19 protein-coding genes are annotated in these 21,238 nt (G+C 57.8%); 11 read left to right on the top strand and 8 right to left on the bottom strand.

The genetic code is table 11. The annotated features are described in order from the left end of the window. Positions 1–49 precede the first annotated feature (49 nt). The 3 genes from LN996_RS14555 to LN996_RS14545 form a co-directional block, all read right to left on the bottom strand. Positions 50–1,525 (bottom strand): cytosine permease, encoded by a 1,476-nt coding sequence (locus LN996_RS14555; protein ID WP_231341079.1) that lies wholly within the window; start codon positions 1,523–1,525, stop codon positions 50–52. Between the two features lie 1,051 nt (positions 1,526–2,576). Beyond that, positions 2,577–3,311 (bottom strand): 2-oxo acid dehydrogenase subunit E2, encoded by a 735-nt coding sequence (locus tag LN996_RS14550; RefSeq protein WP_231341078.1) that lies wholly within the window; start codon positions 3,309–3,311, stop codon positions 2,577–2,579. A gap of 98 nt (positions 3,312–3,409) precedes the next feature. Then, positions 3,410–4,861, bottom strand: a complete 1,452-nt coding sequence (locus LN996_RS14545) for an amidohydrolase family protein (RefSeq protein ID WP_231341100.1) — start codon at positions 4,859–4,861, stop codon at positions 3,410–3,412. 125 nt (positions 4,862–4,986) lie between these two features. Between LN996_RS14545 and LN996_RS14540 the strand changes: the two genes are divergently transcribed. Next, positions 4,987–6,105 (top strand): Xaa-Pro peptidase family protein, encoded by a 1,119-nt coding sequence (locus tag LN996_RS14540; protein ID WP_269215738.1) that lies wholly within the window; start codon positions 4,987–4,989, stop codon positions 6,103–6,105. Continuing rightward, complete coding sequence (locus LN996_RS23880) at positions 6,102–6,863, top strand: VOC family protein (RefSeq protein ID WP_374202224.1); 762 nt, start codon at positions 6,102–6,104, stop codon at positions 6,861–6,863. The genes LN996_RS14540 and LN996_RS23880 overlap by 4 nt, the downstream gene beginning before the upstream one ends. On the opposite strand, the gene LN996_RS14530 is transcribed toward LN996_RS23880, so the two are convergent. The 5 genes from LN996_RS14530 to LN996_RS14510 all read right to left on the bottom strand — a co-directional run bounded on the left by LN996_RS14530 (position 6,814) and on the right by LN996_RS14510 (position 12,061). Then, the gene (locus LN996_RS14530; protein WP_256491422.1) at positions 6,814–8,313 is read right to left on the bottom strand and encodes an aldehyde dehydrogenase; all 1,500 of its coding nucleotides are present in this window, start codon (positions 8,311–8,313) and stop codon (positions 6,814–6,816) included. The genes LN996_RS23880 and LN996_RS14530 overlap by 50 nt on opposite strands. A gap of 74 nt (positions 8,314–8,387) precedes the next feature. Next, on the bottom strand, positions 8,388–9,365 hold the full coding sequence (locus LN996_RS14525) for an ABC transporter substrate-binding protein (protein ID WP_231341074.1): 978 nt from the start codon (positions 9,363–9,365) through the stop codon (positions 8,388–8,390). 46 nt (positions 9,366–9,411) lie between these two features. Further along, positions 9,412–10,278, bottom strand: a complete 867-nt coding sequence (locus LN996_RS14520) for an ABC transporter permease (protein WP_231341073.1) — start codon at positions 10,276–10,278, stop codon at positions 9,412–9,414. Further along, the gene (locus tag LN996_RS14515; protein ID WP_231341072.1) at positions 10,275–11,024 is read right to left on the bottom strand and encodes an ABC transporter ATP-binding protein; all 750 of its coding nucleotides are present in this window, start codon (positions 11,022–11,024) and stop codon (positions 10,275–10,277) included. The genes LN996_RS14520 and LN996_RS14515 overlap by 4 nt, the downstream gene beginning before the upstream one ends. A 182-nt stretch (positions 11,025–11,206) precedes the next feature. Then, positions 11,207–12,061: an ABC transporter substrate-binding protein gene (locus LN996_RS14510; protein WP_231341071.1), complete on the bottom strand. Its 855-nt coding sequence runs from the start codon at positions 12,059–12,061 to the stop codon at positions 11,207–11,209. Positions 12,062–12,510: 449 nt separating this feature from the next. Between LN996_RS14510 and LN996_RS14505 the strand changes: the two genes are divergently transcribed. The 9 genes from LN996_RS14505 to LN996_RS14465 are packed head-to-tail and all read left to right on the top strand — an operon-like array spanning position 12,511 to position 20,193. Then, positions 12,511–12,705 carry a 2-hydroxymuconate tautomerase gene (locus LN996_RS14505; RefSeq protein ID WP_231341070.1) on the top strand — a complete coding sequence of 65 codons (195 nt, stop codon included), beginning with the start codon at positions 12,511–12,513 and terminating at the stop codon, positions 12,703–12,705. Continuing rightward, a complete protein-coding gene (locus tag LN996_RS14500; protein ID WP_231341069.1) occupies positions 12,705–13,724 on the top strand; it encodes an isochorismatase family protein in 1,020 nt (339 codons plus the stop codon). The genes LN996_RS14505 and LN996_RS14500 overlap by 1 nt, the downstream gene beginning before the upstream one ends. Positions 13,725–13,759: 35 nt before the next feature. Further along, positions 13,760–14,914, top strand: coding sequence for a mandelate racemase/muconate lactonizing enzyme family protein (locus tag LN996_RS14495; protein ID WP_231341068.1), 1,155 nt, complete (start codon positions 13,760–13,762; stop codon positions 14,912–14,914). Beyond that, a complete protein-coding gene (locus tag LN996_RS14490) occupies positions 14,911–15,987 on the top strand; it encodes an NAD/NADP octopine/nopaline dehydrogenase family protein (RefSeq protein ID WP_231341067.1) in 1,077 nt (358 codons plus the stop codon). Before LN996_RS14495 ends, LN996_RS14490 begins: the two co-directional genes overlap by 4 nt. 41 nt (positions 15,988–16,028) lie before the next feature. Further along, positions 16,029–16,931: a dipicolinate synthase subunit DpsA gene (locus tag LN996_RS14485; RefSeq protein ID WP_231341066.1), complete on the top strand. Its 903-nt coding sequence runs from the start codon at positions 16,029–16,031 to the stop codon at positions 16,929–16,931. Beyond that, on the top strand, positions 16,928–18,292 hold the full coding sequence (locus LN996_RS14480; protein WP_231341065.1) for a dihydroorotase family protein: 1,365 nt from the start codon (positions 16,928–16,930) through the stop codon (positions 18,290–18,292). The genes LN996_RS14485 and LN996_RS14480 overlap by 4 nt, the downstream gene beginning before the upstream one ends. After that, complete coding sequence (locus LN996_RS14475) at positions 18,289–19,131, top strand: TIM barrel protein (protein WP_231341064.1); 843 nt, start codon at positions 18,289–18,291, stop codon at positions 19,129–19,131. Before LN996_RS14480 ends, LN996_RS14475 begins: the two co-directional genes overlap by 4 nt. Positions 19,132–19,157: 26 nt before the next feature. Next, on the top strand, positions 19,158–19,877 hold the full coding sequence (locus tag LN996_RS14470) for an SDR family NAD(P)-dependent oxidoreductase (protein ID WP_231341063.1): 720 nt from the start codon (positions 19,158–19,160) through the stop codon (positions 19,875–19,877). Next, on the top strand, positions 19,786–20,193 hold the full coding sequence (locus tag LN996_RS14465) for a YciI family protein (RefSeq protein WP_308102728.1): 408 nt from the start codon (positions 19,786–19,788) through the stop codon (positions 20,191–20,193). Before LN996_RS14470 ends, LN996_RS14465 begins: the two co-directional genes overlap by 92 nt. Positions 20,194–21,238 lie beyond the last annotated feature (1,045 nt).

Below are 21,238 nucleotides of genomic sequence, written 5' to 3'. Positions count from 1 at the left end.
CTCGGGCCGAGAGCCCCTAACCCGGCCAGGTTCCTCCTTCTCAAATCATCTAGTGGTGGTCCGGGACTCGGAAGCTGGCCGGTCCCGGTGACGGCACAAGCTCCTCGCGAGGTGCGAGGGAATCCAACGCTGCGGCCAGCACGGGCACCCGACGCCTCAGGAGGGCAACGGCAGCGAGGTACAAGAGGCCGGATGTCAGCGCCGAAATGATGATGTTTGCGTACACCTGGGGCACCATGGCGTTGACAGGCACCCCAACTGCGACGCTGGCTAGCGCTAGCCAGTTGACGCCGTTCCAGTACCAGTAACGGCTGCCCTCCCCTCGGAATAGTGCGGGGACGTCGATTCGCCATCTGGAGGCGATGACGTAGTGCGCGATGAAGACGCCAGCCATCGGCGCAAACAGGTTCCCGAGTTGTCCCATGGCGCCGTCAAACCCGCTGATCAAATGCTGGCTGGTGGAAAGGGCGGTGCCCAGAATCCCCACGATGAGAGTCCCCCAGAACCTGCCCAGATTCTTGAACATGCTGGTCAGTGCGAGGCCTGCAGTGTAGAGATTCTGCACGTTGATGATCCAGGCGTCGAGCACTATGTAGGCCAGGACGAGGGCCAGCAGCCACCCGACGCCGCGGGTCGACTCGACAATTACGCCCAGGGGGCCCTCTGGGGCTTCGCCGCGGACTGCGGCGACGGCATAGCCGCCTATGAAGGAACAAATGAGCTGGCCCACGATCGCGGCGGAGATGGTTCCGATCCACATCTCTGACCGCCTCCGCGTGTAGCGGCAAAAGTCAGCGGCATCCGTGAAATTGGAGAACCACGAGGTGCCCCAAGCGATCATCCAGAAGATGATCAGTGACGTCTTGTCGACGTTCGCGCCGCCGAACGTGAGTGCCTGGTGCGGTGCGAAGCCATCATGAGGGAAGGTCATAAGCAGGTAGACGATGACGGCCGAGAACACGATCTTAAAGATGAATGCGAAGCGGGAGAGTTTCATCAGCGCGTTGTAACCATAGATTGAGACGGTCAGCTGCAAAATTGCACAGCCGACACTGATCCAAAGCACGTCGACCTTGCTGTGGAGCAGCGCTTCCAGCACAACTGCGATACCCGTCGCGGCCGCGACAGTCTGGAAGGCGAACCAATAGACGCTGGAAACGGCCCGCAATGCCGATGTTACGGTCGCCCCACGCACGCCAAAAACGGACCGCATGCTGACCAGTCCGGGAATCGCATAGTCGCTGCCCACGGTAGCGGCCACAAGGTAGGCAGAAAATCCCACGAGAACGCTCAAGATCCCAGCAAGTGTCGCCTCCCACAGGGACATGCCAGATGAGATAAGTAACCCACTGATAGTGATGGTCCCTGGATTTACAAGAAAGTTGAGGACGATGGTGAAGATGTCCCACCACCGAACGGTGCGTAACTCGTCGGGTATCACCTCCACGCCAAACTGCTCCACAGCTTTGGGCTGGCGATACTTCTGGGCAAGCCGTGCTTCCAGTTCAGCTGGTGTTTCGGCCATACGGAACCACCTCATACCTTCGGGAGAAACTGGTAAGTTGTATCATATGTGAGCACAATCATATTCGTGAGATATCCAGCTGACAAGAGGGAAAAGGCTAGAGGGCTTGAAACTCGGAGTTCGAATGGTCATTAGAACCCGCGACTTCGGACAGGCTGATTCCGCCTTGGGGGCAGGCTCTCTACTGCGGCCCGATCAGTATGCAGGCGTGCTCAGCGGACCCGCATCCGTGGACCCGGTGTAACCACGTGCTTCCGACCTGATCGTTTCCAAGAAGCTTCCGAGCCGGGCCCCGCTTGCTCGGCGATATGGATTAGATGCCGCCGTGTTTGCAAGGCGCTGCACCTCCAGCCGGTCCCGTCCCTCACCGGGTAACTATCCGGGTATTCCCGGCGGCGCCCAAGCACACGGTTCTTTCGCCCTCCACGTGCCGGGTTTCAGCGGGTGCTTGGCAGGCTGGCTCGCCAGGCCGCCGGCTTCAGCGCCGGACGTCTGGGGGATAGTCATTTCGGAGATCTCGGTGGTTCCGCAAGTGCGCTCGGGACCAAGGGGTTAGGTGCCGGTGAGGGGGGATCGTTTTGTCTTGGCTCTGGTTCGACCTTGTGTGGAACAAACCCAAACTTCGTAGCCCTCTGATTTTTCGAATAGGCGCCGTGAATGGTCCTGGCTTAGCCTTAGCCAAAGCACACTTCCGTCATCGGTCGTCATCTCGACACGGCCGCGCCTGGGGGGATTGGATGCATGCCGGATCTCGATGTCAGCGCCTGGAAGGATCCTCCAATCATCGACCCTAACTGTCGGGCCAAATTCTGACGCTGTTCTTGGGCGATCGTAGGTTGGTGCGGTTGGGTTTTTGAACATCCAGTGGTTCCGTTTCGGTCGGTGCTGCCTGCTGTGGCAGCGACTATCTAAATTGAATTCCCTACTGCCGGCCAAGGGGCGTCACATCACTCTGTGGCACGGTGGGGAAGTCGAAGTTGCTGGCTGCATGGATGGTGCTAGGCCACTCAGGTCCGTCACGGCACGCTAGTGTGTGCATGACCCGGCCAGGTTAGATGGTCGGTTCCGGGCTCTCAGTTTTGAGCCCGGAGAGACCCCTAACATTTTGTATGGCCTCTGCGATGCCAGCAAGGGCGCGGGCTGCGGCCATGCCATCCAGGGCCTGGTGGTCAAATGTGAGCGATAGTGGAAGTAGCGCAGGTCCGCCCGGAGTGACGTGATGTGTAGCCCCGATTCCCAGGATGGCGACTTGGGGAGTATTGAGTACTGGCGTGAACCAGTGAATCCCCAGGCTGCCCAAATTCGAAACAGTAAAAGTCCCACCGGAAAGTTCCGGCAAGGTTATCTGTCCCTCCCGGCATCGTCGGATAAGTTCCCGGCTACATCTGGCCACGTCGAAGATAGACAGCTCGTGGCAGCTGCGTATAACTGGGACCAGTAGGCTCTTTCCGTTGTCGACGGCGAATCCCAAGTCGACGCTTGGATACTGCCTAATTTCGTCTTCAGTTATGGTCGCGTTAACTTCCGGGTACCTCCCCAACGCGCGGGCCACTGCATAGAGGAGCAAATCGTTCATGGATACCGGTGGGGCGCCGGACTCGGCTGCGGACTTCATATCTGCAGCCAGAGCGAGCAGATCCGCAGCGTCAGCATAGCGGGTGAGGGTGACTTGAGCGGTCTCTTGAAGTGAGGATCGCATGCGCTGCCCCGTGATCTTGCGGGCTCCGCGAATTTTCACGACTTTGACAGTCGGATTGCTTATTTCAGGAGGTACAACAGTGGTCATGGCAAATCTACCTTCGAGATGGGTGGGATTTGAAGGGCTTCGAGTCGTTGTCTCGAAGCCCTTCAAGGAACGCAACTACCACTCAGGGGTGGTGATGCTTAGTCGTACAGGGTTGTAGTGACGGGAACGTGGTCGCCGAGCCCTGCCCGGGAGACGATTCCTGCCGCCCGGTCCCGGGCTTCTTCGCGAAGTTCTTTTTCGTTCAGATTTTCAACCTGGCCGTCCCTGAAGACGGGTTTGCCGGCCACCCAGGTCTGAGTGATGCTGGCCGGGCTGGCGGAGTAAACCAAGGCCTGAATCGGATCGGCATAAGGCGTCCATTCGTGGTGGTCAAGGTCAAAGAGGACCATGTCCGCTTGCTTACCGACTTCAAGGGAGCCGATTTCGTCGTCCCACCCCAAGGCCTTCGCGCCGTCAATAGTGGCCATCCGGATCGCTTTCTGGGCTCCGACGAGGTTCGCATCCCGCCGCGCATCCTTGAATAACCCCGCCACGATGTGGATCTGGCGATGAAGATTGAGGTTTCCAGCCGCCGAGACACCATCGGTCCCGAGGCCCACCGTAACGCCGGCCCGCATCATCTCGGGATACTTTCCTATGTCGGCCGCACCCTTGGCGAGCTTGAGCGAGCTTGATGGGCAGAAAGCAACCGAGGTTTGGTGGTCAGCCAACCTTTTAACCTCCTCGTCGCTGACAGCGACTGCATGAGCCAATACCAAATTTGAGCCTAGGCCGCCGTGATTGGCGATTCGCGTGATCGGCCATTCGCCGTGCATTCTGTGACTGACCTGGGCTTCCTCCAAGCTGGTGGCAATATGGTATGTCGTTCCCACGCCCATTTCCGCTGCCAGCTCACGGGCTCCGATATGGAGATCAAGGCTGCAGGGTTCCTTGCCTTCGATGTTGACCCAGCAACGAATGCGGCCATCCGCATAACCGTTCCACTCTTCGACGCTTCGTTTTAGGGTATCGAGCGCAATGTGATGGTTTTCGAAGAAGTGGTGATCCATCATCTCTTCCGACCAGCCATGCGGTGCCTCCTTCGGACGTCGGTCGGCCGCATGGCGACCAACGATGCCGCGGATTCCAATTTCACCGGCAGCACGAGCCGTCAGGCCAGCATCATTCTGTGCCCCCATGTCAAGGAAGCAGGTCGTTCCGCTTCGGAGCATCTCCGCCGCGCCGAGCAGGACGCTCACGCGTTCATCCGCTTCGTCGACATGGGCATAGAAGGGTTTAGCCCAATGGAAGACCCATGCCCGCGTGGCTAGAACATCGGGAAATACGGCACGACTTAGGGTCTCCGATAGATGGACATGGGCATCGATGAAGCCAGGTGTGATGCCGGTTTTTGAACCATCGATAGTCCGGTCGGGGGAGCGGCCCTGAAGTCGGGCGCGGACTTCCCGCGTGGTGCCAATATCGGCAATCTTTTTGCCACGTACCAGCACAGCGGCGTCGCGGATGACTTCATCATGACTGTTGGCGGTAATTGCGAACTGCAAGTGTTCGATGAGCGTCGTGATGTCGCCTTCTCTGCTCAAGTTCATTTTCAAGAGGTTTCCTCACCTTGCGATTTTTGGGATTGAGTCTCGCCACAACTATGCGGATACTTATAGGATATCTGTTGTAATACCAGTTTGGAAGATCTACATCCCAAGACCCTGGAGGATTTATGAGGCACGAAGTCGAGGACCGTCTGAGGTCCATGATGGCTGAGCGCGGCATGGATGCACTTCTGTGCCTCTCGCCGGAGAACAACGCATACGCGGCCGGGTTCGTCATACCGTCCCAGCCACTAATGAGGTGGCGTGTTGCCGCCACCCTTCTGCATGTCGACGGGAGAAATGCCATCGTGTGCGTCGATATGGAAGAGACGACCGTACGGGCGGCGGAGCAGAAAGCCGAAATCCGGGTCTGGCGAGAGTTCGTCGATCGACCCATGGAGACTGTCGCCACATTGCTGAAGGACTGGGGCCTCGACAGCGGGCGAGTTGCTGCCGAACTCTCTTATCTCTCTGTTGCCGAACATGCCGAACTATCCCAATTACTGCCCTCGATCCAGTTTTTGCCCGCTGAGGAGCTGTTGGTGCGTGCACGGCAAATCAAGACGCCCTCGGAGATGGCGCTGCTCGAGCGCCTATCTAGAATTTCGGATGAGGCCATCAGGTCTTCCCTTGATTCCGTGAGGGCTGGCAGTTCCGAGATGGATTTGGCAAGCGCTCTCACCCGAAGCGTCTATGAGCAAGGCGCACAGCAGTTCAAGCTCATGATTGTAGCTACGGGAGAGCGTAGCCAGTTGCCGAACGTTGGTCCAAGTAACCGCGTCCTCAAGTCCGGAGACGTCTGTCGTGTCGAGATCTTCTCTGTCATTGATGGGTACCAGGCCGGTGTCTGTCGAACTGCAGTCGTCGGCGATCCGCCGCCAGAGGCAGAACGGATCTATCAGAACCTGGTGGACTGCAAGCAACTGATTCTGGAGGAAATGATTCCGGGCGCGAGCTCAAACAGGGTCTACGAAAAATATCGAGCCAAGTTTGATGAACTCGGTCTGCCTGCCATCTCCTTCGTGGCGCACTCCATTGGCGTTAATCTTCATGAGGCACCGTACTTCGGCCCTTATTCAAACCAGCCGATCGAGGAAGGCATGGTGCTGGGAATGGAGCCTTTGGTGTACAGAAGCGGCTACGGCTTCGGCATGCAGATCAAGGACATGGTCTCGATAGGTGCTACGGGTCCCCGGGTTCTCTCTGACGTCATCGACACGGAAAAGCTGTTCAGGATCGAAGCATGAGCAGCCCCTCAGCTTCCCAGGTCCGCATCGACCACTATGGCCTGAACGTACCAAATTTGGAGCAGGCAGTTTCGTTTTTTCAAGAGGCATTCAACGCGCAGGTTGTTTTCCGGCTCGCTCGGATGCGCGACCCTGATGGCGGGAGCATGCAGCGCATCGGTGCCGATCCTCGGGATGAATTCGAGGTGGTGATGCTGGATCTGGCCGGGCAGCGGCTGGAACTTCTGCAATGGTGGAGCCCGCAGGGGACGAGAAGGCCGCTTGGCGCCACCGGTCACGGTGCCAGCCATCTGGGGATGACTTGCCCTGACCTTGCCGCGACGCTCAACCAACTGCGGCGAATGCCGGGGGTTACCGTGCTTGGTGAGCCGCAGACTTTCACAGAAGGTCCCACTCCAGGCTTGACCAACGCTTTCGTTCTCACGCCGTGGGGGAGCTCCATTTACCTGGTCAACGGGGGGGCCCTGGCGGCTCGGCCTAAATCCGCCAACTCCGCCTTCTGCCCCCACCGGGCCCCGCCGATGTGGCCCGGAGGATCCTCCTTCGGGCCACATCGGGAACTCACTCCCCGAGATTCGTTGCACCAGCTCAGAATGCTTGATCGATGGGATCGATCAAGCATTCTGAGCTGTGGTGCTGCCCACCGTGGGCAGTCGAGGGTGTTACCAAGCGGAGCTTGGCCGACTCAAGCGGTAACCGTCGTGGCTCTCACCAGAGGGTCGGAGATGAATCGAAGTTCAAATGCTTCGATTCCGTGAACTCCAGCAGTCCGTCCACACCCTGTTGACGGCCAATGCCGGATTTTTTGAACCCCCCCACTTCCATTTCGCCATAGAAATGGTGGTAGGTATTGATCCAAACAGTTCCTGCTTCGACGCCTCTTCCGACGCGCCAAGCACGGTCAAGGTTGTTCGTCCATAGGCCGCAGGCCAGCCCGAACTCAGTGCTGTTGGCGACATTTATGGCTTCCTCTTCCGTGCTGAACTTCTGGACTGCCAAGACGGGGCCGAAGACTTCTTCCTTGATAAGCCTCGACGTTGAGGGAAGATCGGTGACGATTGTTGGAGCTACGAAGTTCCCCTTGTCATACGGCTGCTCATCCAGCGGGACACCCCCGGCGACTACTGTTCCGTCCTTATGACCAATCTCGACATACTCCCACACTGTCTTCTTGTGATCTGCGGAAACCAAAGGCCCCATGTCCGTGGCCGGATCCAGACCGTCGCCCACGCGCATCTGTTTCACGCGACCAACGAGTCGCTCCACGAACTCATCGTGAATGCTTTCCTCCAGCAGCAATCGGCTGCCAGCGGTGCAAATTTGACCGGCAGATGAGAATACTGCGTTTTCGGCTCCAGCCAGAGCCTTCTCCATGTTGGCGTCCGCGAAAACGATGTTAGGCGATTTTCCTCCCAGCTCAAGGGAGACCTTTTTCAGGCCGTCGGCAGCACGTTTCATAACGTTGATTCCGGTTACGGAATCGCCGGTGAATGCAACCATCCCGATGCCCTCGTGAGTTACCAGCCGATCACCAACAGTTGCTCCTGGACCCACGACGGCGGCAAGAATGCCATCTGGCAGGTCGTGGTCTTTCGCCAAGAGGCTTAGAGCTTGGACGACGACCGCCGGCGTCAAGCTAGCGGGCTTGACCAAGACGGCGTTTCCTGCGGCCAGCGCGGGTGCCACTGCCCGGATGGTCAAATTGAGAGGATAGTTCCATGGCGTTATGGCTGCGATGACACCTATAGGCTCTCTGAGAACAACGCCATGAACACCGTCTTTAAGTGCACTGGAACGGCCAAAGAGCGATCGGGCACACCCCGCGTTAAATTCAATCATGCTGATGCTACTGAGGACTTCACCCCTAGCCTGGCTGATTGTTTTGCCTTGCTCCCTCGTCAGCAACTCGGCAAGCGCCTCAAGGTTCTGGCGCATCCGCTCTGCCCAGCGGAAAAGGACCCTCGCCCGCAGTGCTCCGTCGTTGCGCCACACGGATTTCCTGAAGGCATGTTCGGCCCTTTCGACCGCTTCGTCCACTTGACCGACTGTGGACGTGGAAACTCGAGCAACAAGCTCACCGGTTGCTGGATCGAAACTGCCCAGAGGATCTGCACCAGCGAACAGGAAAGGATTTGTGCTCGGACCAAGATCCAATGGAGTCCAGGGTCCGCGCTTGGTGAATGATGACACGATTACACACGCTTTCATTAGTGATTGAGGTCCAGGCCGGCCCGTTGGAGGCACGGTTCTCCCGCGCTCAAACAGGGCTTTAGCCTGAACACCTAGTTCGGGAGGAAGTCGTTTGTGAACGACTTGGTGACGTCAAAGTCAGAGGGAAGCTGCCCGATGGAGGCCAGTTGGTCCCGCAGCGTGCTCCAGCGCTCTTCAGTCATCTTGCCGATCTGGCTGCCCAGGTAATCCCCTTGTTGAATGATCCGAGCCGAACCGTCAAAGGTGGCCTCATCGGTATCTTTATTGGATTTCATGATCGACGACTTTGCGTCGGCGGGATTCTTGACGAAATTCTTCCAGCCCTCGATGGATGCGGACACAACCCGGCGGACAACTTCCGGCTGTTCCTTCACCACTTTGTCCGTTGTGAACAGCAATAGACCGTAGGGGTTGTACCCGGCATCCTTAGCTACGCTGAGGATATTGACGTCGATACCCTCCTGCTTCGCGTTGAATACATCTGATGTGACGAAGCATTGCTGGACCAGATTTTCATTGCGTTTGAAGTCAGCAAGGGAGCCCGTGTAATTGATATCCTGGATCTTTTGCAAGTCAAAGTGAGACTTGATGTAGTCGAAGTACGGACTGGGAACCCTTGAGACCTGGTGCCCGTCGATGTCTTTGAAACCATTGATGCCTTGCGATTGATGCGACATCATGCACTGGAGATTCGTGTCATATGCAGCAGCTACGGCCACAATTGGCAATCCATTCTTGCGGGCAAGAAGGACTTCGTCAGCATTGGCGACACCGAAGTCAGCCTGGCCGGCGGCGACTTGGGGGATAGTTTGAATCCCTGGCCCGCCCTGTTTTACATCCAGGGTGACACCGGCATCTTTTCCATACTGGTTTGTCATCGTGTCCCAGTAGCCCCCCTGTTCGGCTTGGGCAAACCAGTTCATGAGGACGGAAACAGTTTGAGGCTTGTCTTGGCTGGGGGAGTCACCGGCGCTGTTTGCGCACGATGTTGTAAAGAATGCGACGACGGCCGCGGTGGCCGCGATCCGAGCCATACCTGAGAATTTCATAATTTCCTTCGGGAGTAACAGATGCTTCCAGTGAAGCTGGAGGGGTCTAGGCGTCATCCTTGAGCGCTGATTCATGCCAGTGTTTGATCAGACGGTTGCCAAGGAGGGTGACGACGATGAAGAACGCGAACCCGAGGAGCGTTGCTGCGAGGACCTCTGCGAAGAGCAGTCCAGTGGCGAGCCGGGATTGTGCGAAAAGTACTTTTACCCCCAAGCCGCCCTCTTCTCCACCGCTGCCGATAATGAATTCGCCCACAATGGCACCCACGACGGCCAAACCCGCCGAAACCCGCAGCCCGGCGAAGATATTCGGGAGAGCGCTCGGCAGCCGCAGCTGGAGGAACTCTGTGGTCCGACTGGCATGGTGCATCCTGAAGAGGTCACGGTGATTCCTGTCCGTCGAGAGGAGTCCCAGCAAAGTGTTGTTCAAGATTGGGAAGACGGAAATCATGAACGCGATCACAATGACTGCCGTCTGGTTGTAGCCGAACCAGAGGACGATGATGGGTGCGACTGCTACCACCGGGACCGTCTGTAGAAGAACAGCGTAGGGATAGAGGCTGCGTTCGAGCATCTTCGATTGGCTCATGATGATCGCTGCCGCAAATCCTACGATGATAGCGAGAGCGAAGCCTGCCGCAGCCTCAAGGAAAGTGATCCGAAGTCCCTGTAGAAGAGTCTCTGGATTCTCGACGATGGCCTGAAGAACCTGCTCAGGTCTGGGAAGCAGATAGTTTCGGTCTCCATAAACGGTGCCAGCGAGAACTGACCATCCGGTGAGGACCAACACTAGGACAATTGCAGGTGGCAGGACGGAGACCAGGACTGATTTGGGTTTAGGTGTCTTGTTTAATTTTTGTCCTGCAGTTCCGTTGGCTGTAAGGGGGGCGGACTTTGATAGCTGCGTGGTCATGCGTTTGCCCTTTCACGGAGGCATTCTGATATTTCAACGCTCAGGGCAGTGAACTCATGAGTTCGACGGAGCTCTGGCGTGCGGGGATACGCAAACGGGACATCGAAGATACGTTCAACGCGGCCAGGACGTGCAGACATGACCACCACTCGGTTGGAAAGGTAAATGGCTTCATAGAGATTGTGGGTGACGAAAACAGAGGTGAACCCTTTTGAAAGCCAGATGCGCAGGAGTTCGTCCTGCAGGATCTCGCGGGTGAGTTCGTCCAAGGCAGAGAACGGTTCGTCCATGAGGAATAGTTCGGGCTGTAGTGCCAGTGCCCTCGCAAGAGACAGACGCATCTTCATTCCGCCTGACAGATTCCTCGGATAGGAGCGTTCAAACCCTTCCAACCCGACCATCTTCAGGGCTGCCGCTACACGCTTGCGCCTTTCGGTCTTGTCGATGCTTTCCAGCTCGCAGATAAGACTCGCGTTTCCCTCGACCGTTCTCCACGGAAGCAGCGTCGCATCCTGGAAAACAAAGGCGCGGCGGTCGTCTTTCGGTATCGCAACCTCACCGGAAGAGGGCGCGGACAGTCCTGCAATAATGCGCAGGAGTGTCGACTTCCCGCAGCCGGAAGGACCGAGAAGGGAGACAAATTCTCCTTTGGCTACCTGCAGCTCAACTGGCTGCAAGGCGATCGTCCCGTTGGGGTACGTTTTCGATGCGCCGGCGACGTCGATGTGTGGATCGTGCGTCATCATGTAGGACTCCTTTGAAGTGGAACTCGTGCAAAGTGCTGGGGAGGCCAGGCGTTTACCGCCAAGCGTTGATTGTCAGTTCTACAACTGGACTGACGTGTTACCTGTGATCTCCATTACTCATGGTTGCCCCGACTTGGACGGTTGTCAAGACAGGTCTGCGTTCTTTGTTTTCTCGTTGTTCGTCAGTCCTTGGGGAGAAATTCCGTTGTGTAAGCGGCGCCAGAGTCGAAGTCCTTTGGGATCAAGCCGACGGACACGAGCTGGTCGCGCAGGACGTTCCAACGCTCGGGCTTCATGGCGCCAACCTTGCTACCTAGGTAACCGCCCTGGGCTATCGTGGTTGCGGAGAAATCAAAAGTTGCTTCATCGGCGTCCGGATTGGCTGCCATGACGGCTGCCTTGGCGTCGGAGGGGTCCTTCAGGAAGTTCTCCCACCCCTGGATGCTCGCCCGTACTACGGCCGCCACGAAGTCTGGCTTTTCCTGCACGGTCTTCTCGGTTGTGAAGAGGACCAAGCCGTAGGGGTTGTAACCACCGTCCTTTGCGACGCTGAGCACATTAATATCGATCCCCTCCTTCTTGGCCTTGAACACATCGCCTGTAACGAAGCCCTGCTGAATCAGCCCATGGTTCCGCTGAAAATCAGCGAACGATCCGGTGAAATTGATTTCCTCAATTTTGTCGAGGGCGAACGTCGCCTTGAGGTAGTCGAAGTACGGCGCCGGCCGTCGGGAAACCTGATGACCGTTGAGATCGTGGAATGAGCTGATGTCAAGATCCTTGTGTGACAGCATGGCGAAGAGGTTCGTGTCATACGCCGCGGCAACTGCGACCACTGGAAGGCCGTTCTTCCTAGCAAGCAGAATTTCATCGGCATTGCCGATGCCGAAGTCCGCTTGGCCAGCCGCCACTTGGGGGATGGTTTGTATTCCGGGTCCGCCCTGTCTCACGTCCAGCATTACGCCGTCGCGCTCTGCGGCTTTCTTTTGCATGGCGTCCCAGTAGCCGCCCTGTTCTGCCTGGGCGAAGTAATTCATTAGTATCGTGGCTGTCTGTTGGGGTGGCGCCTGTGCGGGTTGACCGTTCTGGGAACCGGACCCGGACTGAGTTGTGCTCGCACATCCCGTAGCACTGAGAGCCAGTACGGCCATTGAGGCCAAAAGTCCTGATACGCGTTTGGATCGCATGGTGTCCTTCATAGGAGGGAGCCAGTCGGAGGTGCGCGGCTGAAGCCGCATGTCCCTTCCGCTAGCGGAATCAGTGAGCGCCGATGTCACCGGCGGGAGAAAAAAACCCTTCAACAACTGGCATGACATGTGATATGTTTCACCGTGTTCCCAATATTTGATTCATCCCTCACGAAAGTCAAGGGGGCCAGCGTGCTTGATTTCGCCGTCGCGAACACGAGCCGGGCACCCGGCTTCGCCGTCAAAATATCCCTAAGTGGCGCGGGCATGCGCCGCAAACATCGCGAGTAAGGGCAAAGATGCCGTTTATTGAAATCCATATGTTCGAAGGGCGAACTGCAGAGCAGAAGCGCGCCCTGACCAAAGCAGTAACAGAGGCAATGGTCGAGCACGCAGGCGCCAAGGCGGAAGGCCTGCACGTTGCCATTTCCGAGTACTCACTAGACAATTGGGCGCGCGCCGGCGTCCTCGGCATCGATAGGACGGACATCTGATGCAAGAATCACCGCTGGGTGGACTGCCCCGGGAATCTGCTGCCCTTCTTGTTATCGATCCACAGAATGCCTTTGTTCATCCCGAGGGCACGCTGGGCTTGTCCGGGGTAAATATTGCCCCTGCCCAACATGCGATGAAGTCCATCCGACGTCTTGCAGAGCAGTTCAAAGCGGCAGGTCTTCCCGTCATTTGGACCCAACAAATACATCTGGAAAAGGACGTCTCACGGGATGCCAAAGTGCTCGCTTCCCACACTCAGAAAAGGGCCCGCGTCTCCGCGCTCTCGGGTACGTGGGACGCAGATTTCGTGGACGAAGTAGCGGACCTCGTCGATGACCCCACGTATGTCGTAACCAAACATCGCTTTGGTGCCTTCTACGAAACGCGTCTGGATTCCTTGTTGCGGATGCTCGGCGTCCGGACGCTGTTCGTCACCGGCGTGACGGCCAACGCCTGCGTGGAAACTACCCTGCGCGAGGCGTATCTGCGGGATTACGATGTCGTAGCCGTGAAGGACGGAATCGCCGCTGTCAGGCCCGAATGGATTGACACTGCCGAAGCCGTGTGGCGTCAGTACCTTGGGGTGGTGGCAAACGAGGAGGAAGTCCTCGGCTGGCTTGCCCGAGGCAGCCGCCCCCAAGCTTTGGGGCTGCATCACCTGCTCTTAGAGACGAAGGACCTGGAAGCTGCTGAAAGCTTCTACTTTGAAGTTCTTGGATTCAACGAACGAAAACGTGAAGACTTCCGGGACGGGCGAAAGTTCGTTGCAACGCACCAAGGGCTGGCTCTTGTTGAGCGAGCTTCCGAAGCCACTGGCACAGGTGGGACTCTGGAGCACCTTTGCTTCCGGGCCCGTGGGATAGATGCCATTGCCAATCGCGCCATGGCCGCAGGACACCGGATCGTTAGGGGCCCTGGCCCCGGGCCCTATGGCCACACCGTCTACATCGAGGACCCGGACGGAAATGAAATCGAGCTGTTTGACATACCTACGACGACTTCCGGCTCTGGCTCCTAACAACCCAAAACTTCTGCAGCAGCAAAGGCGAAGACATGAAAATCACTGACATCAAAGTTCACCTGGTCCGTCTCCCGGCCCGGCGGGACCACAACTGGGCTTCCAAAATGTCCACTCCCATCGGTCACACGGCGATTATCGAGATTGAGACCGACGCCGATGTTACCGGCTGGGGTGAGGCACCTGCAGGCGCAACCTGGGGCGGAGCGCACATGAGGTACTACGGCGAGTCGCCCGAAACGGTGCGCCTCATTATTGAGAACTACCTCCTGCCGGCTGTCAAGGGCCTGGACCCAGTCGAGATTTCACTGATCCACACGGCAATGGACAAAGTCATCAAGGGCCATCCTTACGCGAAGGCAGCCATTGACATTGCTTGTTATGACATCGCAGGCAAGTTCTTGGGCGTCCCCGTCAGCACCCTGCTGGGGGGTGCGCACAAGAACTCGATCGAAGTAGCGCATTCCTTGGGCATCATGGAGTTGGAGAAGTGCTATGCGGAGGCAGAGGCTGCGGTTTCCGAAGGGGCATTGACTATCAAATGCAAAACTGGGCTCGATGCCGAGCGAGATGTGACTCTGGTCCGCGAACTTCGTAAGCGCCTCGGTGACGACATCAAGATCCGGGTAGACGGCAATGAAGGCTATGCCTCGGTCTCTGAGGCTGTCGCTGTCACCTTGCGGCAGGAAGAGTACGACATCCTCCTGTGCGAGCAGCCGGTTATTGGCGCGGCGGGACTGGCAAAGGTCGCTGAGCGGATCAGTTCACCCGTTATGGCAGATGAATCAGCGTGGAACGTCCAAGACATCCTCGAATTGAATTCGTTGAACGCCGCTGCCTGCATTTCCCTGTACGTGACCAAACCAGGAGGACTTTTCAAGGCCCGTCAGGTTGCAGATCTTGCAGAGCAGCTGGGCATGTACAGCGATATCGGTGGTTCCATCGAAACCGGCATCGGGAACGCGGCCAACCTCCACCTGGCCAGCGCCACAAAGATCGCTACCTTACCCAGTGTTTGCCCCGTATCCACACCCGAAGGAGCGGGCGGCCCATCAACGGCCGGCATCTACTACTTGGACGATGTCATCATTACGCCATTCAAATTCGAAAACGGTCGGGTCTTCGCTCCTGAGGGTCCAGGCCTCGGAATCGAGGTTGACCGGGAGAAACTGGCCAGGTACTCGGTATGACCATTGCAGTCCTTGGTGCTGGAGGTGGCGGACTGTCTGCGGCCGTCGAGTTAACCGCGGCGGGCCACGATGTAGTCCTGTGGAATCGCAACCCTGACAGACTCGCCCCTCATGTCGATCAACACGTTCGTTACCGGGGAGTTTTCGGTGAAGGCGCCGCCAAAATCAGCGCCATGACCTCGGACCTCCATGCCGCAATAGACGGTGCCGCGGCAGTGGCTGTTTGCCTGCCGAGCGTTGTCCATGCACGTCTCTTTCAGGAATTGGCGACCGAAAAGTGTTCGGTGCCAATCATCCTGAATCCTGGACACACGGGAGGAGCGCTGCATCTTCGTGCAGTGTTCGCCAGTGCCGGCGTCTCGGTCCCCCCAGTAGCAGAGTTCTCGACTTTGACCTACGTTGCCCGGGTAGATACAACGGGAGCCGTCAACATCAGCGGGCGGGCAAACCAAGTCCGTGTTGCGGCTCTGCCAGGTGGCGCCGACGCAGTCTTGAAGGCAAAATCACTGTTCCCGGGATGCGCCGAAGTCTCCGACGTACTGGCCTCCAGTCTGTCCAATGTCAATCTGGTCCTCCACCCGCCAGGGGCGGTACTAGGGGCATCCTGGGTGGAGGCCACGGGCGGAGACTTCACCTTTTATGTTGAAGGAATGACTGCGGGAGTAGGGCGCGTCCTGAATCAGCTGGACATGGAGAGATTGGAAGTGGCTAGAGCCTTTGGCCACGAACTTCCACCGCTGTCGACGGAGATGGCAGCCATTGGCACAGTGGACGAAACTGCCGCTCAAGCGGGCAACACTGTCGAGGCAATCAGGGGTGGCGCTGCCAATGCTGCCATCGCAGCGCCGGACTCTTTCTCCCACCGTTATTACCAAGAAGATCTGGCGTTCGGTTTACTGCCTTTCGTTGAACTGGCTCGAATAGCGCAGACGCCTGTTCCTGTAGCCGAAGCATTGTTGAAGCTTGGTGCTACTGCTGTCGGAGGGGACCTGCTGGCGGCCGGTTTGGATGCTGGACGTCTCGGTTTGAAGGGTATGACGCGGGACGGGCTCATTGAGTCCGTACGGGTATAGGAGCAAGGTCTGACTCAACTTGGCGACAGCCAAGGAAGGAAGTGAACTACGTGAAGCTGGACAACCGAAAAATCGCAGTGATCGGCGGTGACGAGCGTGAGCAAGAAATTGCCAGGCTTGCCGCGCTTACAGGAGCCAGGGTCAGCGGCTATGGCTTTCCTTGGCCTGAGGGCGGAGTAGACGGGGTTACGTTGGAAGACTCGGCGCGGGAGGCCTTGGAGGGGGCGGACTACGCACTGTTCCCCATCCCGGGCCAAGCTCTGGACGGCACCTTGTTCGCCCCCTTGTCGCCGGAACCGATTCGACCTGACAAAGATTTGCTGTCCGTGATGAATCCCGGGTCATGGATTATCTTGGGATGGCCTAATGAAGAATTGAAAGCGGCCGCAACGGCCCACGGTGTCCGCTTCAGTGAATATGAGCATGACGTTGAACTGATGTTGTTGAGAGCTCCGGCAATCGTTGAAGGTGCCTTGGGCCAGGTCATCGCCAATACGGACATCACCATCCACAACTCAGACGTCCTGGTCATCGGTCACGGGAACATAGGGCGCATGCTCGCGCGGACTCTCGTTCTGTTGGGTGCCCGTGTGCATGTGGCGGCACGGAACCCCGTCCAGCGTGCAGACGCCCTGGCGGCAGGGTGCGTTCCTCACGACCTGGATGAAATTTCGAACGTCGCCCCCACCGTGTGCATGGTCTTTTCCACGGTCCCTTCCTCCGTCATGGACCGTGAAAAACTCGCCCTATTGCCACCCAAATCCTTAGTCATGGATCTTTCAGCCCCGCCAGGGGGGCTGGATCTTAACGCTGCCCGCGGACTTGGACATACTGCAGTGTGGGCACGGGGCCTTGGCCGGAGGGCTCCCATAACTGTGGGTGCAAGCCAATGGAGTGGTATCGCCAAACGCATTGAGGCCATAGAAGGAGACAAGAACTCATGAAGGTGGACCTGGTCCTGAAGAACGCCCGTCTCGTTGATCATGCTGGCGAACAGCGTGGAGCCCTGGCAATCTCCGGCGGACGGATCGTAGCTATCGGCGATGACGCATTGTTCACAGATGCCGACCGAATCATCGACGTTGGCGGCAAAGTAGTCATGCCAGGGGTAGTGGACCCTCATTGTCACTTGGGCGTGAACTACGGCTATGACGACGACATGCGCACTGAAACGGCCGCCGCAGCCCGAGGCGGTGTTACAACCATCCTGCTGTTCATTCGGAATATGGAAGGTTCGTACGTTCCGTTCTACAAAGACAGGAGGGAACGGGGCGAAGCCAACGCCGTCATCGACTTCGGCTTCCACTTCGGGATTCAGCGTGAAGAGCATGTGGCAGAGATTCCCGAAATTGCCAGACTGACCGGTGTTCAGTCGTTCAAGTGCCATATGGGCTATGAACCGGGAAATCCCATCGGTATTGTTTCTTCGACAGACGCTTGGGTGTTCGGGGCAATGCAGGAAGCCGCCAAACTTCCCAACGGAATCGTCTCTGTACATTGCGAAAACACCGAACTCGTCCAGCTTCTGAAGAAGGACATGATCGCGACCGGGCGACAGGATCTGGCCGCATACACCGAGTCGCGTCCCGTCTTCGTCGAGGAAGAGGCGATCGCGAGGATGATTAAGTTCTCGGAAATCACGGGCTGTCCTTTGTATATTGTCCATACAACTGCTGCTAAAGGGCCGGTCATGGCGAGCGAAGCCCGTACCCGGGGGATCGATGTCACTGTTGAAACCTGCCCGCATTACCTGACTCGGACTGCCTATGACAACGATCTGAGTGCAACCGCCAAAATTTCTCCCCCCTTGAGGGATCAGGTGCAACTGGAGGGTCTCTGGGAGGGAGTCCTTGGAGGCGGAGTGGGAACCTTGGGAACCGACCATGTTCCCTTCAAGAAGAATGGCGGAGACCTATGGACGGAGAAGCCCGGCGTAGTCACGTTTCCGTGGGAGCTTTCACTGATGCTTCATTTCGGGGTTCATCAGCGGGGAATGTCACTCTCACGGTTGGTGGAGCTCAATTCCTACAACCCTGCCCGTCGTTTCGGACTGTATCCACAGAAGGGTGCCTTGGCCGTAGGCTCGGATGCTGATCTGGTAGTCGTGGATTTGGAAGAAGAACGGGTTGTTGAGCATGACGGGAAGGGCACGTGCCTTTACGAAGGCTGGAATCTGAGAGGCTGGCCTGTCATGACAATCTCCCGTGGGGACATCGTCTACGACCGCGACCAGGAGGCTGAAGCAGCCTTTGGTCGCGGGCTCTGCGTCAGCGTTCCCGACTCAGAGCGTGGGAACGACGCATGATTACGGAGGTAGGAACGGGGCGGCGCGTCCTCAGATCGGTGTCAATCCACTTCATGTGGGACCAACTGCCCATGCCCGAGCGGGTCTGGGCGGCAGCTCGTGCCGGTTTCGACCTGGTGGATCTCTGGGACTGGCGGAACGTCGATATCGACTCCATCGCGAGAGCCGCTCACGAATCCGGTGTAGGAATCAACGGTTTCTTCGGTAACAGAGAGTTTTCAGCCTGCGACCCTGCGCAGCGAGAATCCTTTGTACAGGAAGTCAGGGAATCGCTGGAATGCGCAGTGCGAGTCGGCGCACGCCAACTTCATCTGTTCTCCAATGCCATTCGTCCGGGTGGAGTCGTGGTTCCTGGACCGCCTGTTCCAGCGAGCTCCTTGCAACAAGCCTGCGTGGACGCTCTGCGCGAAGTCGCTCCGCTGGCTGAGGCCGCCGGCGTTACGCTCATCTTGGAACACTTGAATGAGGTGTTTTTGCCGGGCTACCTCTGGATCGGCGCAGGGTCAGTTGTTGACATCGCACGTGAAGTAGACCACCCGAACGTGATGGTTGTCTTTGATGCGTACCACCAGCAACTCGGGCAGGGCCGGCTCGGAGAGCACCTGCTGGCCGCCATGCCGTATTTGGGACGCGTGGACATAGCCGGGGTCCCCGGCCGGCATGAACCGGGGGTAGGAGAAATCGACTTTAGTTACCTTCGTGAGCTGCTCGATCAAGAAAAATGGCACGGCACGGTCACCTTCGAGGTGATGCCCAGTAACGGAAATCCGGCCAAGGCCGTGGAGATGATCGACCAGATGTTCCCTCTGTCTTGGTGCCGGCGAGGTGAGGCCGAGTGATGCCCACCGGACTTTTGTCAGACTGCGTGGCCGTCGTCACCGGAGCCGGATCAAGGGGAGGCCAGGGAGAAGCTGAGGCCAGACTTCTTGCACTCAATGGCTCGAAGGTCATACTCGTGGACCTGGAGACATCAGAGGGGGCGTCCATAGCAACTGAGATCGGGCCGGAAAAGGCCCAGTTCTTTGCTATGGACGTTACAGACGCGACAGCGTGGAACCGGCTAGCTACCCTGATCCGTGAGAACTTTCCAACGATCGATATTCTCGTGTACAACGCCGGGATCTGGCTCGATAAGGGTGTTTTTGATACCTCGCCTGAGGAGTACCGCCGCGTCGTCGAGGTCAACCAGACAGGTGTATATCTGGGAATGCACACGCTCGGTCCCCTGATGCAGGAGAGCGGAGGCGGATCCATAATCAACACGTGCTCGACGTCCGGCTTGAAGGGAGCAGGCATGCCGCACGCCTACGCTGCCAGCAAGTGGGCTGTGCGCGGAATGTCCCGAGCGGCAGCCTACGAACTGGCGGCCTTTGGCATCAGAGTTAACGCCATTTGCCCAGGTGTGATTGATACTCCAATGATCGAAGGGGGCCCTGGTGTTCTGAGCGTGATTGCTGAAACGATCCCCTCGGGAAGGGTCGGTAAGCCAGAAGATGTGGCGCAACTTGTCCTTTTCCTGGCCTCCCACGCAAGCAGCCACATTTCCGGAGCAGAAATTGCAATCGATGCAGCCGTCTCCGCCTAGGATCCAGTACGCCATATATTGCTTGGACGGGCCCAATCGGCAGGAGCTAAGGGCGCGAAACTTGAAGTCGCATAAGTGCCACATTGAGCATTGGGCGCCGCACATCATTATGAGTGGGCCGCTTTTGGCCGCCGACGGAAAAAGCCGTGAAGGGCAACTCTACGTCATTGAAGTCGAGAGCGCCGACGAAGCTCGTCGATTTGTTCATGACGACCCGTTCACAATCGCCAAGATCTTCACCCAGATTTCCATCCAGCGATTCTCCCCTAGAATTCACATGGGTCGCAGAACAAAAGACGCGCAGCTAATTGTTTGACGGATCTTCAGAATGCTTCTTCCTTTCCGCCGGGACCGCATTCCAAGGTGGAGTCGGTGACGGAGAACCCGCGGGTGCCGGCGACGGTACTGGGGGAGGGTGTGGGCTGGTTCCCGGTCGTTGGCCTGGTTCGGGGAGAACATGACCTGGGCTCGGTCGGCCGGATAAGGCACTTGCTGATCCAGCGGACAGGGTCAATTGCGAACCCGGGGAGCATGCCCAATGCGACCTGTGGTTCCTGGAGGTGCGGATATCCGTCGGGACCGGAAAGCCCGGGTTTTGTCGTTGCTGGTGATGGTGTGCTCGCATTCGTGGTTCACTATGGCCCGGATGCTCCCGACCCGGATGTTCATTGGACCCGCTGGCTCTGATGTTGGACCTGATCGGTTCCCTTGGCGGGTTGCCGCGGCGGCAGATCTTGGATAGCAAAACGGCCATCGGCCGTGGAACAGCTATGGCGCCGGAGTCGCTGCCTTCGCGGGGTCCTCGCGACCAGGATAGACAGACGGTTGGTCCGGCGAACCGGGGGCCGGCCACGGAACTGCTCGCCCAGGACAGGCCGCGATGTTGCCGCTGCCTCCGGTTCCGCCGTGACAGGGTTCGCTGCGAGAGTCAGGATCCATCGGGACAACTACGGCCGGATGGGGTCCAGAGACTACTCCGTGAAACCGCAGGCGATCGGCAGGTCCGTCGATGACACCGCGAACCTCTGCTGTCAGTTCGTCTCCTCCTGCTACGAGCACGCCTCTCTTATCCTGGCCTCGAACTTTCCTTTCGCCCCGTCTCCAGCCACCGGCTCAACACACGTAAACGGTCTCGTTGCCCTCGACAGGATCGAAGAATACGGCAGTGCAAGCAACGTCAACATGGGCCACTTTTCAATCCGCGAGATGGCTCACCTTCTACCGGCGTTGACATCGCGTCACGATCCGGTTCCAAGGTTATGTGGTGTTGGCGGCCTCACAAGTGAACCATCGATAATTGGTGGCACCAAACAACAGCTCGAACCTTTGAATACGTAGAGGGCCTCGGCGCGGAACTGCAC

Source organism: Arthrobacter sp. AK01, from assembly GCF_021109375.1.
Classification (GTDB): Bacteria; Actinomycetota; Actinomycetes; order Actinomycetales; family Micrococcaceae; genus Arthrobacter.
This window is presented reverse-complemented; position numbering and strand designations above follow the sequence as displayed.